At 62.7% G+C, this 19,894-nt stretch carries 22 protein-coding genes and 1 pseudogene; 13 read left to right on the top strand and 10 right to left on the bottom strand.

What is annotated here, in order from left to right; all coding sequences use genetic code 11:
• Nucleotides 1–7 precede the first annotated feature (7 nt).
• Nucleotides 8–2,749, bottom strand: coding sequence for an EAL domain-containing protein (locus A5906_RS15845; RefSeq protein WP_080136319.1), 2,742 nt, complete (start codon nucleotides 2,747–2,749; stop codon nucleotides 8–10).
• Between the two features lie 56 nt (nucleotides 2,750–2,805).
• Nucleotides 2,806–4,053: a FecR domain-containing protein gene (locus tag A5906_RS15850; protein ID WP_080136320.1), complete on the bottom strand. Its 1,248-nt coding sequence runs from the start codon at nucleotides 4,051–4,053 to the stop codon at nucleotides 2,806–2,808.
• Between the two features lie 130 nt (nucleotides 4,054–4,183).
• Between A5906_RS15850 and A5906_RS15855 the strand changes: the two genes are divergently transcribed.
• From A5906_RS15855 to A5906_RS15865, 4 genes are all read left to right on the top strand, one after another.
• A complete protein-coding gene (locus A5906_RS15855) occupies nucleotides 4,184–5,980 on the top strand; it encodes a ShlB/FhaC/HecB family hemolysin secretion/activation protein (protein ID WP_080136321.1) in 1,797 nt (598 codons plus the stop codon).
• Nucleotides 5,981–6,132: 152 nt separating this feature from the next.
• Nucleotides 6,133–6,963: an alpha/beta hydrolase gene (locus tag A5906_RS15860; protein ID WP_080136322.1), complete on the top strand. Its 831-nt coding sequence runs from the start codon at nucleotides 6,133–6,135 to the stop codon at nucleotides 6,961–6,963.
• Nucleotides 6,964–7,040: 77 nt separating this feature from the next.
• Nucleotides 7,041–7,202, top strand: a complete 162-nt coding sequence (locus tag A5906_RS42560; protein WP_161495396.1) for a hypothetical protein — start codon at nucleotides 7,041–7,043, stop codon at nucleotides 7,200–7,202.
• Between the two features lie 34 nt (nucleotides 7,203–7,236).
• Nucleotides 7,237–7,557, top strand: a complete 321-nt coding sequence (locus A5906_RS15865) for a c-type cytochrome (RefSeq protein WP_080136323.1) — start codon at nucleotides 7,237–7,239, stop codon at nucleotides 7,555–7,557.
• Nucleotides 7,558–7,755: 198 nt separating this feature from the next.
• Here the strand turns inward: A5906_RS15865 and A5906_RS15870 are convergent, their stop codons facing one another.
• The 3 genes from A5906_RS15870 to A5906_RS15880 all read right to left on the bottom strand — a co-directional run bounded on the left by A5906_RS15870 (nucleotide 7,756) and on the right by A5906_RS15880 (nucleotide 9,265).
• The gene (locus A5906_RS15870) at nucleotides 7,756–8,097 is read right to left on the bottom strand and encodes a phasin (protein WP_080136324.1); all 342 of its coding nucleotides are present in this window, start codon (nucleotides 8,095–8,097) and stop codon (nucleotides 7,756–7,758) included.
• Between the two features lie 138 nt (nucleotides 8,098–8,235).
• Nucleotides 8,236–8,421, bottom strand: a complete 186-nt coding sequence (locus A5906_RS43045) for a hypothetical protein (protein ID WP_018644785.1) — start codon at nucleotides 8,419–8,421, stop codon at nucleotides 8,236–8,238.
• A 379-nt stretch (nucleotides 8,422–8,800) separates the two neighbouring features.
• Entirely contained in the window at nucleotides 8,801–9,265 is a 465-nt protein-coding gene (locus A5906_RS15880) for a hypothetical protein (RefSeq protein ID WP_080136325.1), read from the bottom strand.
• 195 nt (nucleotides 9,266–9,460) lie between these two features.
• On the opposite strand from A5906_RS15880, the gene A5906_RS15885 reads away from it, so the two are divergent.
• Entirely contained in the window at nucleotides 9,461–9,817 is a 357-nt protein-coding gene (locus A5906_RS15885) for a hypothetical protein (protein ID WP_080136326.1), read from the top strand.
• Nucleotides 9,818–9,864: 47 nt separating this feature from the next.
• Here the strand turns inward: A5906_RS15885 and A5906_RS15890 are convergent, their stop codons facing one another.
• Nucleotides 9,865–10,440 carry a hypothetical protein gene (locus A5906_RS15890; protein ID WP_080136327.1) on the bottom strand — a complete coding sequence of 192 codons (576 nt, stop codon included), beginning with the start codon at nucleotides 10,438–10,440 and terminating at the stop codon, nucleotides 9,865–9,867.
• A 37-nt stretch (nucleotides 10,441–10,477) separates the two neighbouring features.
• Entirely contained in the window at nucleotides 10,478–11,008 is a 531-nt protein-coding gene (locus A5906_RS15895; protein WP_080136328.1) for a GcrA family cell cycle regulator, read from the bottom strand.
• Between the two features lie 167 nt (nucleotides 11,009–11,175).
• Between A5906_RS15895 and A5906_RS15900 the strand changes: the two genes are divergently transcribed.
• Both A5906_RS15900 and A5906_RS15905 read left to right on the top strand, forming a co-directional pair.
• On the top strand, nucleotides 11,176–11,784 hold the full coding sequence (locus A5906_RS15900) for a S24 family peptidase (protein WP_018644790.1): 609 nt from the start codon (nucleotides 11,176–11,178) through the stop codon (nucleotides 11,782–11,784).
• Nucleotides 11,785–11,882: 98 nt separating this feature from the next.
• On the top strand, nucleotides 11,883–12,158 hold the full coding sequence (locus tag A5906_RS15905; protein ID WP_080136329.1) for a hypothetical protein: 276 nt from the start codon (nucleotides 11,883–11,885) through the stop codon (nucleotides 12,156–12,158).
• A gap of 38 nt (nucleotides 12,159–12,196) precedes the next feature.
• On the opposite strand, the gene A5906_RS15910 is transcribed toward A5906_RS15905, so the two are convergent.
• Nucleotides 12,197–13,171: a quinone oxidoreductase family protein gene (locus A5906_RS15910; protein ID WP_080136330.1), complete on the bottom strand. Its 975-nt coding sequence runs from the start codon at nucleotides 13,169–13,171 to the stop codon at nucleotides 12,197–12,199.
• A gap of 225 nt (nucleotides 13,172–13,396) precedes the next feature.
• On the opposite strand from A5906_RS15910, the gene A5906_RS15915 reads away from it, so the two are divergent.
• The 3 genes from A5906_RS15915 to A5906_RS15925 all read left to right on the top strand — a co-directional run bounded on the left by A5906_RS15915 (nucleotide 13,397) and on the right by A5906_RS15925 (nucleotide 16,071).
• Nucleotides 13,397–13,597 carry a hypothetical protein gene (locus A5906_RS15915; protein WP_080136331.1) on the top strand — a complete coding sequence of 67 codons (201 nt, stop codon included), beginning with the start codon at nucleotides 13,397–13,399 and terminating at the stop codon, nucleotides 13,595–13,597.
• A 147-nt stretch (nucleotides 13,598–13,744) separates the two neighbouring features.
• On the top strand, nucleotides 13,745–14,692 hold the full coding sequence (locus A5906_RS15920; RefSeq protein WP_080136332.1) for an AAA family ATPase: 948 nt from the start codon (nucleotides 13,745–13,747) through the stop codon (nucleotides 14,690–14,692).
• A 5-nt stretch (nucleotides 14,693–14,697) separates the two neighbouring features.
• Entirely contained in the window at nucleotides 14,698–16,071 is a 1,374-nt protein-coding gene (locus A5906_RS15925) for a vWA domain-containing protein (protein ID WP_080136553.1), read from the top strand.
• 16 nt (nucleotides 16,072–16,087) lie between these two features.
• Here the strand turns inward: A5906_RS15925 and A5906_RS15930 are convergent, their stop codons facing one another.
• A complete protein-coding gene (locus A5906_RS15930; protein ID WP_080136333.1) occupies nucleotides 16,088–16,270 on the bottom strand; it encodes a hypothetical protein in 183 nt (60 codons plus the stop codon).
• Between the two features lie 350 nt (nucleotides 16,271–16,620).
• Between A5906_RS15930 and A5906_RS15935 the strand changes: the two genes are divergently transcribed.
• The 3 genes from A5906_RS15935 to A5906_RS15945 all read left to right on the top strand — a co-directional run bounded on the left by A5906_RS15935 (nucleotide 16,621) and on the right by A5906_RS15945 (nucleotide 19,395).
• Nucleotides 16,621–16,842, top strand: coding sequence for a hypothetical protein (locus A5906_RS15935; RefSeq protein ID WP_080136334.1), 222 nt, complete (start codon nucleotides 16,621–16,623; stop codon nucleotides 16,840–16,842).
• 134 nt (nucleotides 16,843–16,976) lie between these two features.
• On the top strand, nucleotides 16,977–17,990 hold the full coding sequence (locus A5906_RS15940) for a formamidase (RefSeq protein WP_080136335.1): 1,014 nt from the start codon (nucleotides 16,977–16,979) through the stop codon (nucleotides 17,988–17,990).
• An 85-nt stretch (nucleotides 17,991–18,075) separates the two neighbouring features.
• Nucleotides 18,076–19,395, top strand: a complete 1,320-nt coding sequence (locus tag A5906_RS15945) for a dicarboxylate/amino acid:cation symporter (protein ID WP_080136336.1) — start codon at nucleotides 18,076–18,078, stop codon at nucleotides 19,393–19,395.
• Nucleotides 19,396–19,401: 6 nt separating this feature from the next.
• On the opposite strand, the pseudogene A5906_RS44495 reads toward A5906_RS15945, so the two are convergent.
• Nucleotides 19,402–19,894: pseudogene (locus A5906_RS44495) on the bottom strand (hypothetical protein); the annotation flags it as partial.

The raw sequence follows: 19,894 nt of genomic DNA on the forward strand, positions 1-19,894 counted from the left end.
AGCCCCTTCAGGCAGCGCTGACGGCGTCGTAGCCGGTCGCCTGGAACTGCTGCTCGAATGCCTCGACGGGCATCGGACGGCCGAAGAAATATCCCTGACCTTCCTCGCACCCCATGCTGACGAGGAAATCGGCTGTAGCCCGGTTCTCGATGCCTTCGGCCACGACCGTGAGCCCGAGCTGCTTGCTGAGGCCGATGGTCGAGCCGACGATCGCCGCGTCGTCGGAATCGGTCAGCAAATCGAGCACGAACGAACGATCGATCTTGAGCCCGTCAAGCGGAAACTTCTTCAGATAGCTCAGGCTCGCGTAACCGGTGCCGAAATCATCGAACAGGACCCGGACGCCGAGCTGCTGGATCCGCTTGAACATGTCGAGCACGCGGCGTTCGTCGTGCAGCAGGATGTCTTCAGTGACCTCGAGCTCGAGCAGCGACGGCGTCAATCCCGTCGCCTCGAGCAGTGCCGCAACCGAATGCGCGAGATCGCCGGAATCAAGCTGAGAGGGCGAGAGATTGATCGCAACGCGTACGCTGTTGCCGGACAATTCCCACGCACGCGCCTGCCGACAGGCGGTTTCCATCACCCAGTTTCCGATTCGATCGGACAGGGCCGAGGTATTGACCACCGGCATGAACTCACCGGGCGAGACGTAGCCCCGCACCGGATGTCGCCAACGGATGAGCGCTTCGGCCCCGACCAGGCTGCCGTCGACCAGGCGAACCTGGGGCTGGTAGAACAGTTCGAACTCGCCGCGATCTGCGGCAAGCGCCAGTTCGCTCTCCAGCGTGAGCCGGTTCTCCAGCTCCTGCCTGATTGCGCTCTCGAAGATCACGTGGCTGCCGCGCCGCGTCGCCTTCGCGCGGCTCAGGGCCAGATGGCCGTTGCTCAGGAGGTCGTCCGCATTCTGCCCGCCGTCAGGATAGACGGCAACGCCGATGCTGATCCGCACGCGATGCTGCCGTGTGCCCGTTGCAAGAGGCGCTTCGAACACGCCGGCGATCCGGCCGGCGAATTCTGCAATCGGCTCGCCAGCTTCCGTACAGTCGAGCGCGATGGCGAATTCGTCACCGCCAAGCCGGGCAACGATCGCCTTACCATCGACTTCGGTACGAAGGCGGTCGGCGACCGCCCTCAGGACGAGATCGCCGGCTGAATGCCCGAGCATGTCGTTGATCTGCTGGAAGCCGTCGAGCCCGAGCACGAGGAGCGCGACGTCGGAAGGCCGCTGCTCCGCCGCGGCAATCAGACCAGTGAGGCCCGCGTGCAGCATGTTGCGATTGGCGAGGCCTGTCAGCGCGTCATGTTCGGCGAGATACCTGACGCGTTCGGCCTCGCGCTTGCGGACCGAGATGTCGCGCAGGATCGCGCCATACTGGAACCCGTCCGTTCCCTGCCAGCCGGAGAAGCTCGCCTCGACCGGGAAGGTCTCACCATTCTTGCGTCGGCCTTCGAACTCGACGACGACGGCCCCGCCGGGGACCAGCAAAGCCCGGCGGGCCGCATCGCCCATGGACGGTCTCGCATCGCCATCCGCCGGCACAGCACAAAGTGTTTCGAACGGGCGGCCGATGATCTCGGCCGGCATGTAGCCGAAGATCGCGCTCGCGCCGGGATTCCAGACCGTGATCCGGTGATCCGCATCGGTGCAGACGAGACCATCGCCGAGCGACATCGCGATGCGATGAAAGCGGCTCTCGGCGATGCGTCCCAACAGGCTGCGGAAATCGATCTCATCGAGCGCGATCGCGGTCAGATAGGCGATGATCGCGATGTGGAGCAGCGATGTGTCGATGACAAATGGCCATCTTGCCTGCACAAGGACCGCGATCAGTTCGACGGCCGCTCCAGTTGCGACGAGGATTGCGACGCGTAATCCCGGCGCGAAGCGGCGCCACGAATACAACATCAACAGGCAGAGCGCACCCAGGCCCAGGATCATACCGACATCGGAGGTCCAGCGCAGCATCCGGTTCTGGAGGATCGATTCCGTCGCCAGCGCCTGGAGGACGGGCCCCGAGACGATGCCGCCATTTGGAACGCTGAAGCGGTCGCCGAGTTCGAGTGCCGTGGCGCCGACGATGATCTTCTTGTCTCTCAGCTTGTCGAGAGCCGCAGTATCGCCGCGCATCACGTCGACATAGGAGACGCGCTGGATGGAGGCCGCCCGGATGCCGAAGTCGATCAGGAAGGGAGGCCGCCGGGTGGCGTCCTGCCCCGCCAGCACGACAGCCATCGACGGCATCAAGGCGTCACCGAATTTCTCGCTGACCGGATAACGGCGAACGAGCCCATCGGATTCAACCGCGACATTGACCACGGCCGGCCACGACTGATTGCTGAACGGTTTCAGGGGACGATTGACGTGAACCGCGCCACCATTCGACGTCGACTGCTTGAAGGATGGCAGGATCGTCGAACCGCCGACGTCCCGAAGCGCCTTGACGAAAGCCTCATCGGAGGCCGGATCCGACGGCGTGCTGAAATCGACGTCGAAAGCGACGTCCTGCACACCCGCCGCCTCGAGCCTGCGCAACAGTTCGGCGTGGAGCCTGCGCGGCCAGGGCCACACCCCGATCTGGTCGATCGAAGGCGCGTCGATGGCGACCACGACGACGTTGCCGCCCGCCGCACGCGATTGCCAGGCGAACCTGAGGTCGGTGAGAGCGTTGCGAAGCGCACCGTGCCATCCCGTGGACAGCACGACGGCCAGCGCGATCACGACCAGGATATGCGGCCGATAACGTTTCACCCGATCCTCCCGCGCACTCGGCTCAGCGGGTGCGCCCCATCCCCTTGGATATCGTCTCAGTGTCTGTTGTGCCCGTAGGCGTTGCCATGGCCGTTGCTGCCGTTACCGCCGCCGTTTCCGTAGCCGTTGCCGTTGTTGCCTCGGCCGTTGCCCGTGGCTCCGCTGTAGCCGTTGCTGCCGCTATTACCGTTGCTACCGCTGTTACCGTTACCGTTGCCGTTGTTTCCGTTATTGCCTTTCGACGCATCGCTGGTTGAGCCAGCGGTGGTCGCGACGGTCGTGGTCGCACTCGAAGACGCGGATGTGGCACTGGCCCCGCCTGCACTGCTGCTGAGTGCCGTTACGTTGGAGCTGTTGGCGGCCGTGGTCGTCGTGCTCGCCTTCGTGTCGCTCCAGACCGTTTCGGTCCCGGTGCTGGCATTCGCGTTGCGCACGCGCCCCCCTTCAACGGCGCCGTGGGCGAGTCCGTTCGTCACCCTCTGGACATTCAGCTTGACCTCGCCGAGTGAGCTCGATATGCGCACGACGCCGGCCTTGGCTGCATGAGCCCCGCCACCCTGCTGGACTTGCTTCAGCGCACCGGCGACCTTGTTACCCTTGTCGATCGGACCAAGCGCATGGATCGCATGGCCATTTGCCGCATTGCGCGGCGCCGATAGTCCTGACCTCGGAACTGGAATTCGCTCAATCGTCGAGGCGCGCGGCTTGCCCTGCTCGACCGGATTGAAAGTGCCGACGCCGCTCAGGCTGAGACCGAGCTTCCCGTGCTCGAAGGTGGCAGCCGTTTGTCCCGGCATGACCTGGGCGATCTGTCCGGTCTTGAAGTCGGAGACCTCGACCTGGCCGCGCAGCACGCCGACTTTGGTGCTGCCCGCAGCAACAGTCACACTGAACTGCGTTCCCTTGACCACGGCGGCGAGATAGGGCGTCTCGACCTCGAAATGCTTGACGTTGCGCTTCTCGACTTCGAGCAGGATCGAGCCCGCCTGCTGGATGATCGTGGTCGAAAGCCCCTCCTTCTTCTCGGCCGGCAGGCCGACAACGGAATTGGGGGAGATCAGGATCGTCTCCTCGCCGCGAACGAGCAGCACCCGGCCATTGCGTCCGGTGCGAATGGTGTTGCCGGGCTTGAGGGTCGCTTCCTCGTTCAGCGAGACCTGCTGCGCCGCATCGGTCGCGAGCCAAACCTCCCCGGTAGCCTTGCTGACCGACCAGACACCATCGTCCGCGGCGAACGCGCCGGAAGTCATTCCCAGGGTCAGCGCCGCCACGAAGGCGCACCGCATTCCAGTTCTGCCGAGCATCACGATCCTCAGTCCGCGTTACGTCTGGGCCTGAGGCGTATCCGAAATCACTCAAGAGAGGATTAGCAGGAAGAGGTCAGTGGAATTGCCGCATTAACCATTCATTGACCATAAAAACCTAAGAAAAATCATGCGGCTAACGGACCCTTACCTCCCTGTGGCGATCGCTCCGTCAAACTACGGAGAGAGGTTCGTTGTGCGCGCCGCGAAGCGGCATCTCATTACCGCATTGGCGTTGCTGGTACCGATTTTTGCGGGAGTACCGCAGGGATTCGCACAACAGGCGAACCAGCCGGGCTTTGATCCTCGCCAGCCCGAGAAATACTTTGAAAACCAAACCGAACGGGAAACGCTGAGCCGGCCTCCGGTCAGGCTGCCGACGGTGAACCAGGCCAATACGGGCGGTGATACCAAGCCGCAATTCGTGCTGCGCGGCATCAACGTCACCGGTGCTCATGCCATCCCTCGCGATCGTATCATCGCGGTCTATCAACCCTATCTCGGCAAGAAGGTCTCACAGGCCGATCTCGCCGCGATCGCCGGCGCGATCAGCGATCTCTATCGCGCCGATGGTTTCCACCTCAGCCGGGCCATCGTGCCGCCGCAGGACATTGCCGATGGCCGCGTCCGGATCCAGGTGATCGAAGGCACCATCGTGCAGGCCAACTTGAAAGGTGACGGCGCCGAGCAGTTCGGCGTGAGACCGATGCTCGGACCGGTTCTCGCCGAGCAGCCGTCGCGCCTGGCTACGCTGGAACGCCAGCTCTTCCTCATCAACGGCAGGCCGGGCGTCCGCATCACCGATACGACGCTGGAAGAGATCGGCGGCGCGACCGGTCGCTTCCGCCTTATTGTCCATCTGAAGTCCTGGCACGTCTTCACATCGTTCGGTCTGGACAATCTCGGCTCGTCCTCGGTCGGCCCGTGGCAGACTTATGCGACCGGCGCATTCAACTCCTACCTTACGCCCGGCGACACGCTGGCGGTCAACCTGTCGACGATTGCCAACGACCCGCGCGAGCTCGGCTTTGCTCGGCTGTCCTATGACGCGCCCGTCGGCGTTGACGGCGTGCGTCTCGGCGCGTCCGTTCTCTACAGCGCGGTCCGGCCCGGCGATGCGCGCCGTCTCGACAGCGACATCACCACGACCGAAGCTTTCGAGGTGCGGGCCAGCACCGTGCCCTTCATCTCGCAATCCTCGGCAATGACGCTCACCCTGGCCGGGTCCTTCAGCAACGTTTCAGAGCACGACCGCTACGGCCCCTGGTACAACGACCACATCAGGACCGCGAGCCTGACCGCCGACTACCGGCTCCAGGATCGCTTCGGCGGCACCAGCTTTGCGACGCTGACCTACCGCCAGGGCCTCGACGTCTTCGGCGCCTCACATTTCGACGACGATCTATTGTCGCGTGACGGCGCTTCGTCGAACTTCTCGGTGCTGAACCTCTGGTTCACGCGCTACCAGACGCTCAACGACGCCTGGTCGCTCAAGCTTTCCGCGGCGAGTCAGACGGCATCGCGGCCGCTCTTCACCTCGCAGCAATTCTATCTCGGCGGCGCAGCTTTCGGCCGGGGCTATGGCGCAGCCGAGATCAGCGGCGACAACGGTCTTGCCGGCTCGCTCGAGCTGCGCTTCGATCAGAAGCTCAATTTTCGTTACTGGACCGGCTATCAGCTCTACGCCTTCGGCGACGCCGGGGCGGTCTGGAACGACGGCTACCGGCTGAGCGACGGCCTGTCGCTGACGTCAACCGGCGCCGGCGTACGATTCTTCCTGCCGGATGATCTGCAGGCCGATCTCGGCGTGGCCATCCCCTTAAGCTACCGGGCGCCTGACAACGAGCGCCGTAGCCCGCGCTTCCTGTTCACGCTGTCGAGTGCATTCCGGCTCTGTCCCGAACGCGGCAGGGGCGGCTGCCTCTAGCTCATTGTCCATCGCATAGCGGGACCCGGCATGCAGTCGTTTTGCGGTCTTGCGCACAGACTTTCCTAAATTTAATCCCGTAACCTGCTCACGATCGCTCGATCCGGGGCTTCTAGTGACCATTTTCAGTCGAAAGTGATTGGGACGGAATCATGAAGAGGGTGGTGGCAATCCTGGGGCTCTTTTGCGTCCTCGGGGTCGGCGAATATTTCGTCGTCAGCCGGTTCGCCATCCGCCACGAAACTCTGACCCTCTTCGACGCCTCGCGCCAGCGGCCGATCTCGGTCGAGATCGCGGTGCGACGCGATTACGAGACCAAGGCCAATCTCAGTCTCTGGAAGCTGCCGCTTGCCATCATCAGCAACGGCAATACCGTCAAAGCCACCGAATATTCCTTCCTCGCCAACGTGCTCGCGGCACGCGGCTATCTCGTTGCCAGCATCCAGCAGGACCTGCCGAGCGATCCGCCGCTGATGACCCATGTCGGCCAGCAATATGTCGGCCGACGTGAAGTCTACATGCGCTGCGAGGCGAACATCCTTTTCACGCTGGGCGAACTGAAGCGGCGGCAGGAGAACGTCGACTACGACCACATCACCCTGGTTGGGCATTCCAACGGCGGCGACGTCTCGATGTATGTCGCCCACCAGCATCCGGAACTCGTTTCGAAAGTCATCACGCTCGACAATCTGCGGGTGCCCTTCGTCCTCAGCGACAACATGAAGATCCTGTCGTTCCGCTCCAAGGATCCGCACTTCGTCACCGACTCGGGCGTGCTGCCGAGCCCGGAAGAAGCCAAGGCCCTCGGCATCGACATCGTCCATACCGGTGCGCAGCATAACGAAATGAGCGACCGTGGTCCTGATGCGGTCAAGGAGAAGATCCAGGCGACGCTCGACCGCTTCCTGCGTGACAGCGCCAGCAGCGCGCTCGCCCCGGCCGATACGAAGAGTCCGATGATTATGAACCCTGGCGACTACTGACCGGGAGCGCCTTTGCGGCAGATCAAGGCAGCTCCGGACCAGCAGGCTAGAAAGGCCGTGTAGCGTCGGAGAGACACGTGTCGCACTATACCCAAAGTCTTGATACGAAAGGCCTCGGCCTGCCCGCGACGAGAACGCCGTCCTTCGCGCGGCATCTCTATCGTGCGACCCGCAGGCTGCTGCGGTCGATCATCGCCCGTATCGATCTCTCGCAATTTCCGGGATCGTGCTGCGGATGATCACCGCCGCAGGCGAACGCATGAAGGTTGCCCCATGCCCCAGCATTTGAGACGAATTTACCTGCTCCTCGCAGTGACCTCGGGCCTGGGCGTGTCCTCCACGCTCGCCGCCGACGCCGATCACGGCGCCGACCTCGCCAAGCGCTGGTGCGCAAGCTGCCACGTCGTGTCCAATGGCCAGGCGACAGCCAGCGCCGACGTCCCCTCCTTTGCGTCCGTTGCACGCCGGCCGGACTTCAGTTCGGAGAAGCTCGCCTTCTTCCTGCTCGACCCGCATCCGAAGATGCCGAACTTTCCCTTGAGCCGGACCGAAGCCGGCGACATCGCGGCATATATCGGATCACTGCGTCCTTAGAGGCGGNCCTGCCACAAATGCAAATCCCTGCCGGAGGACCGACAGGGATCAGCAGAAAGGATGATGGACGGCGAATGAGACATCATTCGGTGGCCCATCATGGACCTGCGGCAGCATCGAAATGCGGATCTCCATGCGGCGCAAGACCAATTTGTAGGCACCTGAATCTGCAGGCAACTTGGCCGACAAACCCGGAACTCAGGACTTGCCCTTGCCCGACTGCATGAAGCTGCCGGTCATCTGCCGCATATGGTCTCCGGCGTTGGTGAACTGGCTGCGCAGGAAGTCGGACTGGATCCGCATCGCCTCCTGAAGATCGGTGGCATGAACGAGCTTGCGTGCATGTTCAAATGCCGACTTCATATTCTGTTCGGTGAAAGCGAGCGCCTGCTTCGACACCTCCGTCCCAGCTCCCGGAACGGACGTCATCGACTTCGTCGCGGCTTCGAAAAACATGCCGAAGGCTTTTTCTGCCTGGTCAATTGTCTTCTCGGCCAGGTCACGCAGTTCGGCCGGAACTTCGAGCTTCGGTTCGATCATGGTCACACTCCTCCCTTTTTCCTGCCTGAATACCACACTTGCTGGACCGCCTTCCAGCAGCGAACGTCGGAGCAAATACCCCCGGGGCGACCGGCTTGGGCAGGAAACAGGGGAAAGGCGCCGGACCGGCGTACCGGCTCAGGACAACGGGTGCTCGGGAAGGGCTTCCTCGGTGGCGAGGTCTTCAACGAGCTTGATCACCTCGAAACGCTGTCGAGGCGCGAGCTTCAGAAAAGCGCGGAGCAGGCGCAGGCTTTCGACGGTGCCGGTCGCAGGTGCGCCGAGCTTGAGGTGCAATTCAGCCGCGAAGTTGAGGTTCTTCATCTCGCACCTATGACAAGCATCGGCCTTCCTGAACTGACATCGGGGTCCACGCGAGAGCCGACACCACAACCGGACGCCATCGCGAGCACAAACTCTTGGCCGGACGCCCCGGCAGGTCGGCACGCTCAACGACACATCCGGGCATCAACCGAAGAGGTTGCAATTATGTCAAGGAACAACCCATCCGGCAAGCCCGCCGGCCGGCTTAGCGATGCTTCGCCTGCATCGCTCCACCGCAATTCCGGATAACAGGAATATGGGCCGTCGTCACCCTCCTGCGTCAAGAAGCAGCATCAATCACGCATGCCGCGCCGATCGCCGTCAATCCGCACTGTATTCCGCGTTGTTTCAGGCGTGAACGGGCATTGGCAAAGGCGGTCTAGCGCTTTTTCAGCGTATACACGTAATTGTTGAGTCCCACTTCGGCGGTTGCACCGTCGACGAAATGAACGTCGATCTCGCAGCCGGTTTCCAAAGTCTTGATTGTCGCACCGGTGAAGCCGAGCGAGGCGGCAAGCGCCTTCGGATCGGACTTCTTGTCGACACGCTGCATCTCGTCGAATGCGCCCTGGAAGATCATGTCAGGGCCGTAGTCGATCACCTTGTACTGCGGCTTGGCACAGGCAAAGGGGCGCGGCCCCGAGATGTCCCCTGCCTTCAGGACGACCGCCTTACCCATCAGCCGCTCCCGCTCGGCGCTGTCGGGCTTGCGCTGCGGATCGGCCCACGGCGCGACCACGGCGGCCGTGAATGTCCAGGTGCCGATGTAGAAGGGATCTGCGGCCGCAGCGGTGCCCGCGGCGACGACAGAGATGAGAAGGCAGACAGTCCCGGCGATTTTCATCCAACGTATCCCCTCGAGCTTTTGGCTTGGACTCGCCTCTTCGCATCGAGGTTCACCACTCCCGGAATATCCCCGCCCGTGAACCATTGTTCACGATCGAACGACAAAGCGTTGCGAAACGGCCACGCAAATCACGGGCGCCATGGCTGATGAACTGATCGATTCGGGCGCGCCTCAGCACCAAAGGACGACGGTATGCTTTCTCGCTGCGATCTCATCAAGGGCGCCGCGGCCGCGCTTTTCACCCTCTCGATACAAGGCGCATGGGCGCAGGAGACCAAGATGAACCTGTTCAAGATCGTCACCATCAAGGACGAAATCATCGTTGGATTGTCGGCGGAGGAACTGCAGGCACTCGGCGGCAATGATGCGAGCGCCGTTGCACATGCGCTGGCACAGAAAGGCGATCTCACCGTCTGGCAATACAACGTGCATCGCGGCCCGAACGGCGAATTGCAGCAGGCGCCGACCGCCAAAATCGGGCTGTTGGCCAACGCCTCGCTCCGTGTCGAGCCTTACACGACGCCCTACCAGATTGTACCTCATCCCTAAGTCGTAGACAGGCGCGCCTGCGGCCGAGACCGCAGGCGGCGCCACATTCATCGGCGCCGGTCCGAACGCCCTGCGCCCGTCTCCGTCGCGAAGCCGTAGATCAGCGCCAGCCGGTCCAGGCATTCGCGAAACCGCCGCCCAAAATAATCGTTCCAGCGCTGCGTGTGGACGGCACGGCGCTGCCCGATCTGATCCATGGTCAGCCCCAGCACCAGCACGTCGTGCACCAGCGCGGCACCGTCGGTGCCGAGCTCGCGCTCGATCCGATTCAGCCGCAGCACCGCCTGTCGCTGGCTCTCGGTGACCGGCTCGCGCGTGCCGGTCCCGTCGACATATTCGCGGGTTGTATCCACCGCCTGAGGTCCCCGCTCTGCCCGCTCCCAATCATTCTGGAAGGCGCGCCCGCCGCGATATTGCGCCTCGTCAATCTGGTGGTGGGCATGCAGCCGGCCAAGCGGATCGCTGCGGAGCGACCGGAGGGCCAGGATCTTCTCGCCCGGATCGAGCGCGAGTGGATTGTCGACCTCCACCTCCGCCACCGCGGCATTGAACGGCACCTCCCGCGACCGCCGGTCGTAGATCTGCGCCAATTTGTAGGACTTGTTACGTCGTGGACGTGCCACTCGGATACTCCTTGCAAGATAGAACGACCGTGCAGCTTCAAGCGGCGGAGACCAGCCTCAGCACGACGGGAGCCGCGATGCGGACGGCCGCAGCTCCGGAACGGCGCGTCAGGCGTGCGTGCGGTGCGCAATAGCTGGAGCCCGGCTGGCGCGGATGGCCGCAGAAGGTGATTTCCTCGCCGTCCTTGTCACCGCCGTAGGGATATCGGCAGTCGGCCGCCTCGAGTTCAGCCAGTTCGATCAGACGCGGCTGGACGCCGACGCAGCGCAACCTGCCCAGCGCCGCAGGCTTCATTGCGGACTTCGGCGGCAGGTTCAGGTTCGGCAATGCCGAGCGGCGTGGCGGAACCAGAGACTCGCCCGGCAGAGGCGGCACGATCGACGGGCTTGTCATCCATTCCGGTATGACGAGCCCGAGCCGCTTGGCGCGGCCGACCACGGCGTTGCGCGTGTAAGCCGTTCCAAACCTTGCGTTAATCTGTCTTCCGATCTCGGCATAAGACATTCCCTTGAGAAAATAGTCGCGAAGCGCGTCGGAATGCTCCGACGGCCATTGGCCCGGTTCCATGATGCTGTCCTGTGATGCGCCTCCTTCGATCGCACGATCAGGAGGCGGACCACACATTCCGGTATTCCGAAGTAAGTGTCAAGCAGAAATTCTGATATTCATAATTGCATCAATTCCGAATTTCGGATTACAAGAGGGCGAGACGATGGGCAATCGAGGGAATCACCATGTTGGACGTTGCGATGATCGAGCGGGGCCTGGAGAAGACAGGCAAGAGCAAGGGCGGCCTGGCGGCCGCCATGGGCGTGCGGCCCGGCGCGGTGTCGGAAATCCTCGGCGGCGAGCGCCTGGTGAAGGCTTCGGAAATCATTCCGATTATGGAATATCTCGAGCTCAACCTCGCGCCGATCATGGGCCGCGTCGGTGCCGGCGCAGTGATCGAGCCGGACTATGAGCAGGTTCCGCCGGAAGGTCTCGGCGACATCGCGCTGCCCTTCCCGATCATGGAAGAGACCGTTGCCTTCGAGATCGTCGGCGATTCGATGCTGCCCAAATATGAGAGCGGCGACGTGATCGTGGTCTACAAGGACCAGCGCCACCCGCTGTCGAGCTTCTACGGTGAAGAGGCTGTGGTCCGACTCAAGACCGGCGAGCGCTATCTGAAGACCATCGAGCGGGGCAAATCCCCCTCCGTCGTCAATCTCACCAGTTTCAACGCCAAGCCCATCGTCGGCGTCAAGCTCGACTGGGTCGGGGAAATCTGCCTTTCCATGCCCAAGGGGCAGCTCGAACGGCTGCGCGCCAAGTCCGCACGCCCCCGCAAGAAGGGCAAGTAGAGCCCAATATTTCCGATTTTTGGAAATCTCGCTTGACTTAATTCTGCTTTTCAGAAATACTCTGCCGCATCCCTGATCCGGGGGCGGCAGGCCGTTTCATGCAGTATTTCGTCGTGATGATCGACTATGGGCGGCGCGGCCGCGAGGCTGTCGTCGATCCTGAAATCACACGGCGCGAGGTCATCTCCCGCGTCGCCTCGGGTGAATATCAGAACGTCTCGTTCATCCACGAGATTGTGGAGAACTCGGTCGAGGACGTGACCGAGGCCATCCTGGCGGCGGCAGCCCTTCCACACATCGAGCCCGAGGACGTCGACCTCCAGGCGATCCGCCTCGATCACGTCCGCGACCTGCGCAAGCACGAACGGACGTGATGCAGGCCGAGGCGTCCTGCATCACGTCCGGACGAATATCACACCAGGAGAACGGTCGATCCAGTCGTCTTGCGCGCGGCGAGATCGGCGTGCGCCTTGGCCGCGTCCTTCAGCGGATATGTCTGGTGTACCTCGATCTTGACCGCACCCGACTTGACGACGTCGAACAGTTCGCCCGCCATCGCCACCAGGTTCTCGCGCTTGGCGGCATAGGTGAACAGCGTAGGCCGCGTGACATAGAGCGAGCCCTTCTGGGCGAGCAGGCCGAGATTGAGCGGCTCGACCGCGCCGGAGGACTGGCCGAACAGCGCAGCCACGCCGAGCGGTGCAAGGCAATCCAGCGATTTCAGGAACGTGTCCTTGCCGACGGAATCGTACACCACCGGCACCTTCTTGCCGCCGGTGATTTCGTCGACCCGCTTCACGAAATCCTCGCGAGTATAGATGATCACATGATCACAGCCATGCGCCTTGGCGAGCTTCGCCTTCTCGTCGTTGCTGACGGTGCCGATCACGGTTGCACCGAGATGCTTGGCCCATTGGCTGAGGATGAGGCCGACGCCGCCGGCCGCGGCATGGAGCAGGATGGTATCACCGGCCTTCACCCGATAGGTTTGCCGGATCAGGTACTGTGTCGTCAGTCCCTTCAGCATCATCGCCGCCGCGGTCTTGTCATCGACCCCGTCGGGCAGCTTCAGCAGACGATCGGCGGGGATCAGCCGCGCTTCCGAATAGGCCCCGAGCGGCGAAGCACCATAAGCGACGCGATCGCCCGGCTTCAGATCGGTCACACCAGGACCAACCTCTTCAACCACGCCGGCCGCCTCGCTGCCGAGCCCGCTCGGCAATTGCGCGGGATAAAGACCCGAGCGGTTGTAGATGTCGACGAAGTTGAGGCCGACGGCCGTGTGGCGAATGCGTGCCTCGCCAGGTCCGGGCTTACCGACACTGACCTCCTCCCAGACCAGAACCTCGGGGCCGCCGGTCTTGTGAAAGCGGATGGCATGCGTCATGGGGTTGCTCCCTTATCGTTGTGGTGAAGGTCCGAGAAATGCGGATCGGCCGGAGAAATAGGCATTTGGTCCGCCCGTTACAGTACAGAGACGTAACAAGAATGTCACAGCGAATGACAAACGCCGGCCGTTCCGCCTCTGTTCGAAAGAGTTGATGATGACTCGGCGGCAACCGGCGGTAGCCTTCGCGCGGGGATTGGTGGTCGCCTGCGAAGGAGAGCCGAGATGCCAGCTTATGTACAGCATCATCAGGATATCGAAATCGCGCCTGTGATTTGCCCTACCTGCATGGGGTTCCTGCCAATGTATGTGCGCGAGGTCGAGCCGCACTGGAGCCTTGCCAAGATCGACTTCGTCTATGAATGCGCCGATTGCGGCGCCGAGGTCCGCCAGACAATCCGCAAGCCGGGGCTGTTGCGGCACTGAGCAAGACCTAGAGAACCGCTCAACTATTTGCGCTGAACGGAAAAAACGCCGTTCACGCGGATCTGATGTCTCCCAAACGAGGCTTGTTCTTTGCCGGGAACGCAGGCAGAACAAGCCTCAAGCAAGACCCTTTGGGAGCGCCATTTCGTGGCTGATCAGAAGGCCTCGACCTCGATCGAGGCAGTGGAGAGCGGCCTCGCCGCGCAGGGCTATATCGCGAGCCGGCAGATCGCGACCGCCGTCTATTTGTCGCAGCAGATCGAGAAGCCGATCCTGGTCGAGGGCCCGGCCGGTGTCGGCAAGACCGAGCTTGCCAAGGCGATCGCCGCCTGGCGCGGCAAGAAGATGATCCGCCTCCAATGCTACGAAGGTCTCGACGAGGCCAAGGCGCTCTATGAGTGGAAATACGCCAAGCAGCTTCTCTACACGCAGATCCTCAAGGATAAGCTCGGCGAAGTCCTGGGCGGCGCGCAGACACTGCACGCTGCGCTCGACCAGCTCCACGATTTCGGCGACGTGTTCTTCTCCAAGGAATTCGTCGAACCTCGGCCGCTGCTCCAGGCGCTGGAGCAGCCGGGCGGCTGCGTCCTGCTGATCGACGAGATCGACAAGTCGGACGCCGAATTCGAATCGCTGCTGCTGGAAATCCTGTCCGACTTCCAGGTCACCATCCCCGAGCTCGGCACCGTCTCGGCGATCACGCCGCCGACGGTGATCCTCACCTCCAACAGCGAGCGCGACCTGGGCGACGCCCTGAAGCGGCGCTGCCTGCATCTGCATATCGGCTTCCCCGAGCAGCGGCTGGAAGAGCGCATCGTCGAAAGCCGTGTGCCCGGCATCTCGCAGACGCTGCGCCGGCAGATGGTCGGCTTCATCCACGAAATCCGCTCGCTGGACCTGAAAAAGCTGCCCTCCGTCAGCGAGACCATCGACTGGGCCCGCGTGCTGGTGCTGCTGCAGGCGACCGAGCTCGATACGGATATCGTCAAGGATACCCTTAACGTGCTCCTGAAATACGAGGCCGACATCGAGGCGGCGACACCGCAGGTGACGACCTTCATTGCCAAGGCAGCCCGGTCCAACGTCTTCGGTTGACGCCGATGCGCGAGAATCTCCATCGTTTCTTTCGGGCAGCGCGTGGCGTGGGCGTCCACGTCTCGCCTGCCGAAAGCATCGATGCGATGCGTGCGGTGTCGCAGGTGGGATTTTCCGACCGGATCATCCTGCGCGACGCACTGCTGCTGACGCTTGCCAAATCCCAGGACGAGAAGCTCGCACTCGGCGATTGCTTTGATCTGTTCTTCAGCCAACCGGAGCCGCGGCAGGAGCAGCCCGAGGGCGCTGATCAAGGTAGCGCACAGGAGGCTGATCAAGCTTCCTCATCCGGTGCAGCCAATGATGCCGGCGGCTCGCCGCAACAGGAATTGGGCCCGCTCGCCCAGATGCTGCTGTCGCAGGATCGCAATGCCATCGCGGCAGCGCTCGCCAGTGCCGCCGGCGCCGCGTCCCTGTCCGACATCCGCTATTCCACGCAGCGCGGCATCTTCTCCAGCCGGATCCTCGATGCCATGGGCCTTCAGCGCCTACGCGACGAGCTCGATCAGCTGACCGCCACCAATCCCGCCCTCGCCGAGCGTCTGCGCGCCGCACTTGATGCTCTGCGCGAGTTAGTCCGCGATACTGTCTCGCAGGGGCTTGCGCTCTATGCCCGCGAAGAGGCCGAAAACCTCCGCAACGAGATCCTGCGCAATGCGCCGCTGGCCCGCATCGAGCGGCGCCAGGTCGCCGAAATGCGCGCGCTGATCCGCCAGATCGCCCGCCGCTTACGTGAACGCTATTCCAAGCCGCGCAAGCGTCAGCGCCGCGGCCATCTCGACGTTCGCCGCACGCTCCGCCGCAACGCCGCCTGGGGCGGCGTTCCCTTCCTCACCGCGTGGAAGCGCAAGCACCGCGACCGGCCGAGGATCGTGGCGCTCTGTGACGTCTCCGGCTCCGTCGCGCAGGTCTCCGATTTCTTCCTGCTGCTGATCCACTCCCTGCACGAGGTCGTCGACGACGTCCGCTCCTTCGCCTTCTCCTCGCATCTGGTCGAGGTCAGCGAGATCCTGGAATCGAAGTCGCCGGAAGAGGCGATGGCCGAGATCATGTCCAAGGTCGGCTTCGGCTCGTCGGACTATGGCTCATCGCTGGTCGATTTCGAGAAGGAGTTCATGAGCACGCTGACGCCGCAGACCACGGTGATCGTGCTTGGCGACGCCCGCAGCAACAATCTCGATCCGCGCGCGGACATCCTGCGCCGCATCTCCGAGCGCTCGAAGCGGCTGGTCTGGCTCAATCCCGAGGGGCGGCTCGCATGGGGCTTTGGTGATTCCGAGATGCCGCGCTATGCGACCTTCTGCAGCGTCGTTCGCCAATGCGCCACCGCGCAGCAGCTCGAGCGCGCTGTGTCCGACATTGTGGCGACCTATCAGTAGACGACGACCTCTCGCGTCAGGCGGCGGTCAACTCGGCCTGGACGAGATTGCACTCACGAAAGTGATACGCAATTTCGTCGAGCGCGCGCTGCTCCCACTCCTGGGCCTGCGCGAGCCAGAACACCCGGCGCTCCAAATCCAACGCAGCGCGCTCGCGACACAGGGATTCCTGACTGCGAATTTCCACCAGCCTGTTCATGCACTCCACTCCTGCCGTGTGAAGCCATTCCCCTAATCAAGGTAACAGAGTCCTGAGTCCCCTGCCTCATGATTTCTGTGCATATCGCGACGCAGAATGGGACAGGGGCACTTCCCGTGCATCGCGGAAATTCGCAGTGCAACATCAAATGCGGATCATCAATTAGTGATCGGATGACAGGACTATATTCGTGCGCAAACGATCTTAACTCCTGTGGCGCAACGAAGTGCGGCAATTTGTGAAGAGGCGGTCTAAACAGCCGACCGAATTCCCGACTCATTGTCGTCGCACGGTCTTCATGCGGCGCCGCTAACAGGGGCCTCGCGAACCGGACTATCGCCCGAGGCAACATGACCAACGATTTCGACTTCGATCTTTCATCCGACCAGTGGGAGGCGCTGAAGGCGCTTCGCAACCCGGTATCGAACGGTCGCTTTGCCAAGGCCTATCTCATCGAGAGCCTCATCAAGCTCGGCCTCGTTGACATGAATGACGGCGTGCCTGCCATGACCGCCACCGGACGCAAGGTGCTGGTGCGCGGATCATGTCGGCTGCTGGATCTTGTCGCCTAACGAGATCACCTGCTGCCGCACAACTGCGCCATCGCCTGAAAAATAATCTTTAGCTCCTCGCCGAAATCGGATTTGCTTCTTGCGACAGGATCCGGCGCGCAACGACGCAGCGCAGACAGGCAAGGGAGCAACTCATGAACGGGCTTGGCGGGCTGAACAAATCTCCCAACGGCGTGGTCATCGGGCTTGTGCAGCTGCAATTGCCGAATGTCGTGACCTCGGCCGATCTGGCCATGCAGACCGAACGCATCGTCTGGATGGTGGGCAAGGCGCGCCGCAATCTCTCCACCATGGATCTGGTGGTGTTCCCCGAATATTCGCTGCACGGCCTCTCAATGGACACCAATCCCGAGATCATGTGCCGGCTCGACGGCCCGGAAGTCGCAGCCTTCAAGAAGGCCTGCCTCGACAACAAGATCTGGGGCTGCTTCTCCATCATGGAGTTCAACCCGCACGGCAATCCCTACAATTCCGGCCTGATCATCGACGACCACGGCGAGATCAAGCTCTACTACCGCAAGCTCCATCCCTGGATTCCGGTCGAGCCGTGGGAGCCCGGCGATATCGGCATTCCCGTGATCGAGGGGCCGAGGGGCGCGAAGATCGCGCTGATCATCTGCCATGACGGCATGTTCCCGGAGATGGCGCGCGAATGCGCCTACAAGGGCGCCGAGATCATGATCCGCACCGCCGGCTACACCGCGCCGATCCGCGAAGCCTGGCGCTTCACCAACCAGGCCAATTCATTCCAGAACCTGATGATCACCGCGAATGTCTGCATGTGCGGCTCGGACGGCTCGTTCGATTCCATGGGCGAAGGCATGATCGTCAATTTCGACGGCACCGTGCTGGCGCACGGCACCACCGGCCGCGCCGACGAGATCATCACCGCCGAAGTCCGGCCGGACCTCGTGCGCGAGGCCCGCATCAATTGGGGCGTCGAGAACAACATCTACCAGCTCTGGCACCGCGGCTATGTCGCGGTGAAGGGCGGCGCAATGGACTGCCCATACACCTTCATGCAGGACATGGTCGCCGGCACCTTCCGTCTGCCGTGGGAAGACCAGGTCAAAGTCACCGACGGCACCTCCTGCGGCTTCCCGGCCCCGACGCGGATGTTCGGCAAGACGGCGAAGGCGGCGGAATAGCCCGGTTTCCCGGCCGCAGCCGCGACATTCTGGCACGGTTGTTGCTCCTTTTTGACGTCCAGACGCGTCAAAGGGGGAGTCCACCATGTCGACCATCGTCGCGGCACCCGCCGCCGAGCCGAAGCCGCTTTACACCTCGCTGTTCGTCCAGGTCCTGGCCGCGCTGGTGCTTGGCGTCATCCTGGGGATGGCCGTCCCTGACTTCGCCATCGGGCTAAAGATCCTCAGCGACGCCTTCCTGAAGCTGATCTCGATGATCGTGGCGCCGATCGTGTTCTGCGTCGTCGTCCACGGCATCGCCGGTGCCGGAGACCTCAAGAAGGTCGGGCGGGTCGGCGTCAAGGCGCTGGTCTATTTCGAGGTCATGACAACCGTGGCGCTCGTGGTCGGCCTCCTTCTCGCTTATCTCTTCGGCCCCGGCCACGGCATGAACATCGATCCCTCGACGCTGGATGCGAAGGCGCTCAACACCTATGCCGACAACGCCCACAAGCTGTCCGGCGGCGGCATCGGTGCCTTCCTGATGAACGTGATCCCGACCACCTCCTTCGATGCGCTGTCGCGCAACGACGTGCTTCAGGTGCTGTTCTTCGCCGTGCTGTTCGGCGTCGGCCTCGCGCTCGTCGGTGGCGAAAAGGGTGCACTCGTAACCTCCATCATCGACGCGGCCTCGACCGTACTGTTTCGTGTCATGGGACTGATCGTCCGCGTCGCGCCGCTCGGCGTTCTCGGCGCGGTCGCCTACACTGTCGGCAAATATGGCGTCGGCTCCTTGAAGCAGCTCGTCTCTCTGGTGATGCTGTTCTACATCTCGGTCGGCATCTTCGTGCTGGGCGTGCTCGGCGGCGTCATGGCGCTCGCGGGCATCAACATCCTCAAGTTTCTCGCCTACCTCCGCGAGGAGCTGACCATCGTGCTCGCGACGGCGTCCTCGGACGCCGTGCTGCCCCAGATCATGAAGAAGCTGGAGCGCATGGGCGTGAAGGATTCTGTGGTCGGACTCGTCATCCCGACCGGCTATTCCTTCAACCTCGATGCCTTCTCGATCTACCTGACGCTTGCCGTCGTCTTCATCGCACAAGCGACCAACACGCCGCTCTCCTTCGGCGATCTCCTGCTGGTGCTCGGCGTCTCCCTGATCACCTCGAAGGGCGCGCACGGCGTGCCAGGTTCAGCCATCGTGATCCTGGCGGCAACGCTGAACGCGGTGCCGAGCATTCCCGCAATCGGCCTCGTCCTGGTTCTCTCGGTCGACTGGTTCATCGGCATGGCCCGCGCGCTCGGCAATCTCGTCGGCAACTGCGTGGCGACGGTCGTCGTGGCGGCCTGGGAAGGCGACCTCGACCGCGCCAAGGCGGCCAAGGTGCTAGAGGGCGGCGAACTCGTGGACGTGACTGCGGGGTAGCGCTGATCAATCATTCCACTGGAGGAGCGGCGTTCCATACGCCCTCCTCCAGACCGACAGGAAGCGCGGAAACCAGGAATGCGCCACCGCGCCCTTGTAGGCCCAGGTGCGATACTTCAGACCCTGCTCCGAGATCAGCTCCTGATATCCGCCATGGACCTCGGTCGCGGTCCGGATGTCCTTCAAGATTCCCTGCGCGCAAGTCCGATAGGTATCGCTCCCTGAAGCTTCATCGAAGTCCAGCATGCGATCCGCAAACTCAACATTGAACGTCGGCCACGACGAACGCCCCTGATAGGCCGGCGCCGCGATCTTGTGAATCATCTTGTTGCGCGGATTGTGCGCCGACACCAGGAAGTGGAACGTGCTGGGGATCCGGAAGCGCGGTTCGGCGATGATCAGATCTGTCGTGGCCGCAAACAGCGCCCGCTCGCTGGCGTCGCTCATGTCCCAGAATCCGCGATGCACGCTGACGAAATCCAGCGCCACCAAGGACACC

This window comes from Bradyrhizobium sacchari, assembly GCF_002068095.1.
Classification (GTDB): Bacteria; Pseudomonadota; Alphaproteobacteria; order Rhizobiales; family Xanthobacteraceae; genus Bradyrhizobium; species Bradyrhizobium sacchari.